At 74.8% G+C, this 6610-nt stretch carries 1 protein-coding gene; it reads left to right on the top strand.

Features of this window, described 5'->3' with window-relative positions:
* Window positions 1-6610, top strand: a 6610-nt coding sequence (locus MXD59_RS25585) for a type I polyketide synthase (protein WP_248827133.1), incomplete at both ends; no start/stop codon positions are given.

Below are 6610 nucleotides of genomic sequence, written 5' to 3'. Positions count from 1 at the left end.
CCCACCGACCCCGCCGCGCCGCCATCTCCGCCTTCGGCATCAGCGGCACCAACGCCCACGTCATCCTCGAAGAAGCCGATCCCGCCGACCTGTCCGCCCACGGCGGCGGCGAGGACCCCACCGACGGAGACCCGGCCCGCACGCCCTGGGTGGCCGCCGACGCGGTGGCGACCCTGGCCTGGCCGGTCTCGGCGCACACGCCGGACGCGCTGCGTGCGCAGGCAGCCCGCCTGTACGAGTACGCCACCGCGCATCCCGACCTGACCGTCGCCGACATCGGCTACTCGCTGGCGACGACCCGCGCGCACCACGACCACCGGGCCGTGGCCGTGGGCAGCGATCGCGCCGCGCTGCTGGTCGACCTGGCCGCGTTGGCCCGCCGCGAGGAGTCCGCCGGGATCACAGCGACGGACGCCACACCGGTGGACAGCGCCCCGGGCGGCGGTGCGTCAGCCGGACTGGTGCGGGGGAGCACGGCGGCGACGGGCGGAACCGTGTTCGTCTTCCCTGGCCAGGGCTCGCAGTGGATCGGGATGGCCGTCGACCTGGCGCAGTCCAGCCCCGCCTTCCGGGCCGCGCTGGACTCCTGCGCCGAGGCCCTCGCGCCGCACGTCGACTGGTCACTGTGGGACGTGCTGCGGTGCGCGCCGGGGGCACCGTCTCTGGACCGGGTCGACGTCGTGCAGCCCGCGCTGTTCGCCGTGATGGTGTCGCTGGCGGCGCTGTGGCGACACCTGGGTGTGCGGCCGGACGCGGTGGTCGGGCACTCGCAGGGCGAGGTCGCGGCCGCGCATGTCGCGGGCGCGATCTCGTTGGCGCAGGCGGCGCGGATCGTGGCGCTGCGTTCCCGGGCGCTCGCTCGGCTGCCCGCGGGCGGCGCCATGGCCGCGATCGCCCTGTCGGCCGAGCAGACCAGCGCCCGGATCGCCCCGTGGGGTGGTCGGCTGGCCCTGGCCGTGGTCAACGGACACACGGCGGTCGTCGTCTCCGGTGACGTGGACGCACTGGCGGAGTTCACCGCGCAGTGCCGCGCGCAGGGGATACGGACACGGACGCTCCCGGTCGACTACGCCTCGCACTCCGCGCAGGTGGAGGCCGTCCGTGATCCGCTACTCGCGGATCTGGCCGGGCCGGGTGGTGAGACGACGGTCGCGGCCGACGACAAGGTGGGGGCGGCCGGCGTCGCGTTCTACTCGACCGTGACGGGCGACCGTCTCGATCCCCAGGAGCTCACCCCACGGTACTGGTACCGCAACCTGCGTCAGACCGTGCGTTTCGCCGACACGATCCGCACCCTGCTGGCCGCTGGGCACCGGACGTTCATCGAGGTCAGTCCCCATCCCGTCCTGACCGCCGCCATCGAGGAGACAGCCGAGGCACAGGGCGTGGCCGAACCCCTCGTCACCGGCTCCCTGCGCCGGGACGCTGCCGGCCCGGACAGCTTTCTGCGGGCCGTGGCGGACGTCCACACCCGCGGTCTGCAGGTCGACTGGCCGGCGCTGTTCGCCGGCTCCGGGGGCCGTCACGTCACCCTGCCCACCTATGCGTTCCAGCACGAGAGCTACTGGCTGGACACCCCGCCCCCTGCCGGGGACGTCGGCTCGGCGGGCCTGGGGACACCCGAGCATCCGCTGCTGGGTGCAGCCCTCGACCACGCTGACGGCGCCGAGCACCTGTTCACCGGACGCATCGCCACCGGCACGCATCCCTGGGTGGCCGACCACACCGTCGACGGCGTAGCGGTCCTGCCCGCCGGTACCGTCCTCGACCTCGTCCTGCGCGCTGCGACCCGCGTCGGGGTGCGCGGGGTGGAGCGCCTGACGCAGGAGTCCCCGCTGGTGATCCCGCCTAAGACGGCCATCGACCTGCAGGTCGTCCTCGGCGGCCCGGACGGCGCTGGACGGCGGACGGTCTCCGTGCACAGCCGGGACGCCCAGGGCCGGCCCGGGGAATGGGTCAGGCACGCCACCGGAACCCTCCCGGCACCAGCAACCACGGCCGACCGTCCAGACCAGGCCGACGCGTTTCGGGCGGCGCTCGCCGAGGGCCACCCGGATCCGGGGGACCTGCGGACCTGGCCGCCGCCCGACGCCGACGAGCTCGATCCCGCGGATCTGGCCGAGGCGCTGGCCGACGTCGGGCTCGAGCACGGACCCGCCCTCGACCTGCCGGTACGGGTCTGGCGCGACGGTGCGTACCTGTACACACAGGCCGAGCTGCCCGCCAGGCGCCCGGACGGTTACACCCTGCATCCGCTGCTGCTGGACGCCGCGCTCCGTCCCCTGTTCGCGTTGTCGCTCGTCGACCGGCCCGAACGGCTGTTGCTGCCCCGGACCTGGCACAACGTGTCCCTGCACGGCACGACCACGTCCGTCTCGGCGATCCGCGCCAGGCTGACCATCACCGCGGGCGCGGGCCCGGACGCCGCCGGTGCGGCCGACGTGCTTCTCACCGACGGCGACGGGGAGCCGATCGCCTCGGTGACGGACCTGGTCCTCGGTCCGGTCCAGCTCCCGACCGCGCCGACATCACCGGGGGTGCTGCCGCGCGACGCCCTGCTCGCCCTGGACTGGGTTCCGCTCGCCAGCGACCCGTCCCGTCGGGCCGCGCTGCGGCTGGCGGTCGTTGCGGCACCGGACCTCCAGGACGGCACCGCCGGTCTTTCGCATCTGCCGGGCGTGACGGCCCATCCGTCCCTCACCGCCCTGGCCGAGGCCGTCGCGGGTGGGCTGGCGCTGCCTGACGCGGTCCTCGTGGCGATTCCCCCCGCCGCGGCGGCCGACAGCACCGACGGAACCGCACCGGACCTGCCGGCCGCCGCACGGACCGCTGCCGGCCAGGTCCTGGCGCTGGCCCGCGGGTGGCTCACCGAGACCAGACTCGCTGCCAGCAGCCTGGTGGTGCTCACCAGAGATGCTGTCGCCGCCGCCGCGGACGATGCTCCCGACCCGGCCGCCGCCACCGTCTGGGGCCTGCTGCGCTCGGCGCAACAGGAAGAACCAGGCAGGTTCGTGCTGCTGGACGTGAACCCCCGCGCAACCGGCCAGTCGCCGCAGGTCGCCGCGGACCTGCTCCACCAGAGCGTCGCCGACGCACTCGCCGCCGGAGAGTGGCAGGTGGCGCTCCGGGACGGCCAGCCACGTGTGCCCCGGCTCCGGGCGCTACCCGCGGCCGGCGCCCACGACCGCGACGCGACCACGGCGGTGTCCTGGCGGTTCGGCGACGCCGCGACGGTGCTGGTCGTCGGGGACGAGGCGGCCGACGTCGCCCTCGTCGTCGATCATCTGGTCACCGCGTACGGGGTGCGACACCTGATCGTCGCGCTCGGTCCGCCGACACGGCAGGCCATCGCGGGACCCGCCCCGGAGGGCCCCGACGATCCGGTGCGGACCGCCGCGGCGGCCGCGCAGGACCGGGGCGCACAGGTCGAGATCGCACACTGCGACGCCCGGGACCGGGCCGCGCTGTCCACGCTGCTGTCGGGCATCCCGGCCGACCGCCCGCTCGCGGGCGTGGTGCACATCCCTGACCTGAGTGTGCGCGGGATGATCAGCTCGCTGGATCCGGCTCAGCTCGACTCCGTGCTCGACGCCGGCGCACGGACGGCCTGGAACCTGCACGAGCTGACCGCGACATCGCCGCTGACCGAGTTCGTGCTGTTCTCCACCGCGGCGGCCACGGCCGGCGCGGCAGGCCGGGCCGCCCACGCGGCGGCAGGTGCCTTCCTCGACGCGCTGGCGGAGCACCGGCAGGCCGTCGGCCTGCCCGCGACGTCGCTGGGGTGGGGCCCGTGGCAGCGGGCCGGTGCGGCGGACCAGCCGCGCACGGCCGCCGCCGGCTTCGCCCCGCTGCCCGCGGACCTGGTCCGGGCGCTGTTCACGGCCAGTGGGACCGCCCGGCGCGACCGGGCCCTGCTGCTGCCCGCTCCCCTGCACCCCACCGCTGTGCGCTCGCCGCTCGGGGCGGGCACGGCAGCACCCCTGTTCGCCGCGCTCGCCGGCCGGACGGCACCGATGGCCACCACCGCGACGGCACTGCGCCGCCAGCTCGCCGGTGTCCCCACCAGCCGCCAGGAGAGCGCCCTGGTGGACCTGGTGCGCGCCCAGGTGGCTGCCGTGCTGCGCCTGCCCGAAGCGCGGACCGTACGCGCGGACCGCGCGTTCACCGACCTCGGTTTCGACTCCCTGACCGCGGTGGAGCTGCGCAACCGGCTCTCGGCGGCCACCGGGCTGCGCCTGCCCACAACTGTCGCCTTCGATCAGCCGAACCCCCAGGCGCTGGCCCGGTTCCTGCTCGCCCGCGTCCAGCCCGACCAGTCCCGCGTGCGCGCACGCGGGCCGGCGGGCCGATCCGGTCAGACCGACGACCCGATCGCGATCGTGGCGATGGGCTGCCGCTACCCGGGCGGAGCCGACTCGCCGGAAAAGCTGTGGCGGATCCTCGTCGACGGCACCGACGCGATCTCCGACTTTCCCACCAACCGCGGCTGGGACCTCGACCGACTGTTCGACCCCGACCCGGACCGGCCGGGCACGACCTACGCCCGCCAGGGCGGTTTCCTGCATGACGCGGACGGTTTCGACGCCGAGTTCTTCGGCATCAGCCCGCGGGAGGCGCTCGCCACCGATCCACAGCACCGGCTCCTGCTGGAGACCGCCTGGGAGACCTTCGAGCGCGCCGGCATCCCCCCGGCCACGGTGCGGGAGACCCGCACGGGCGTCTACGTGGGAACGGTGGGCACGGACTACAGCTCACGGCTGCGCTCCGTGCCCGACGACCTGGAGGGATACCTGGGGATCGGCAGCGCCAGCAGTGTCGCCTCCGGACGGCTCGCCTACTCCTTCGGGCTGCGCGGCCCGGCCGTCAGCGTGGAGACGGCCTGCTCGTCGTCGCTGGTCGCGCTGCACCTGGGGATGCGGTCGCTGCGCAGCGGGGAGTGCGACCTGGCGCTGGCCGGGGGCGCAACCGTGCTCGCCACCCCGGACCTGTTCGTCTGGTTCAGCCGGCAGCGCGGGCTGTCCCCCACCGCACGCTGCCGTGCCTTCGCCGCAGCGGCCGACGGCACCGCGTTCGCGGAGGGTGTCGGTCTGCTGCTGCTGGAACGGCTCTCCGATGCCCGACGCAACCAGCACCCCGTGCTCGCCGTCCTGCGCGGCAGCGCGGTGAACTCCGACGGCGCCAGCAACGGGCTGACCGCGCCCAGCGGCCCCGCCCAGGAACAGGTGATCCGCCAGGCGCTCACCGACGCCGGCCTGACCCCCGGCGACGTGGACGCGATGGAGGCCCACGGCACCGGCACGAGTCTCGGAGACCCGATCGAGGCCCAGGCCATCCTCGCCACCTACGGCCAGGACCGCCCGGCCGACCGGCCGCTGTGGCTCGGCTCGTTGAAGTCCAACATCGGCCACACCAACGCTGCCGCGGGCGTCGGCGGCGTTATCAGGACGGTGCTGGCGCTACGCCACGGCCTGCTGCCCCGCACGCTGCACGTGGACGAGCCGTCCCCGCACGTCGCCTGGGAGCAGGGCGACGTCCGGCTGCTCACCGAGGCCCGTCCGTGGGCCGCCGACGAACACCGCCCGCGCCGCGGTGCCGTGTCCGCGTTCGGGATGAGCGGTACCAACGCGCACGTGATCCTCGAGGAGGCACCGCCGATTCCCGCGCCGGCCCCGGCCCCTGCCGCGCCCGGATCGCCGTGGCTGCTCTCGGCGCACACCCCCCAGGCGCTGCGCACGGTGGCGGCGCGGCTGCGCACACATCTCGCCGAGCATCCCGACCTCACCACGGCCGAGGTGGCCGCCGAACTGGCCACCACCCGCGCCTTCTTCGAGCACCGTGCGGCGGTGACCGGCGCGGACCGCGAGCAGCTGCTCGACGGGCTCGCCACCCTGGCCCAGGGCACACCGGCTGCCGGCGTCACCCGGGGAGCGCCGGACGAGGCCGGTCCTGTCGCGTTCCTGTTCTCCGGACAGGGCAGCCAGCGGGCCGGGATGGGCCGCGAACTCCACGCCGCCCATCCCGTGTTCGCCCGGGCCCTGGCCGAGGTGTGCGACCACCTCGACCGCCAGCTTCAGGTGCCGCTGCGAGAGATCCTGTTCGCCGCGGCGGACGACCCGCGCGCCGGGCTGCTACACGAGACCCGATACACCCAGGCCGCCCTGTTCGCCCTGGAAGTGGCTCTGTTCCGGCTGGTCACCCACTGGGGTGTCGTCCCCGACCACCTCATCGGCCACTCCGTCGGCGAGCTGGCAGCGGCGCACGCCGCCGGGGTGATGTCGCTCGGCGACGCCTGCCGGCTGGTGGCAGCCCGCGGTGAGCTGATGCAGGCGGCGCAGGCTGGCGGCGCGATGATCGCCGTCGACGTCCCCGAGCTGGACGTCGCCGCGGCGCTGTCGGGACTCGAGGACCGTGTCTGCATCGCCGCTGTCAACGGCCCCGCGGCCACGGTCATCTCCGGAGACCGCGACATCTGCCAGCACCTGGCCAAACGGTGGCAGGCCGAAGGGCACCGGACCCGTCAGCTCACCGTCAGTCATGCGTTCCACTCCCCGCACATGGACGGCATCCTCGACCGCTTCCACAAGATCGCCAGCACCATCGACTACCAGGC

This window comes from Frankia umida (assembly GCF_023242945.1).
GTDB lineage: Bacteria > Actinomycetota > Actinomycetes > Frankiales > Frankiaceae > Frankia > Frankia umida.
Note: the sequence above shows the minus strand (reverse complement) of the source record. Positions and strands in the feature narration are given on the sequence as shown.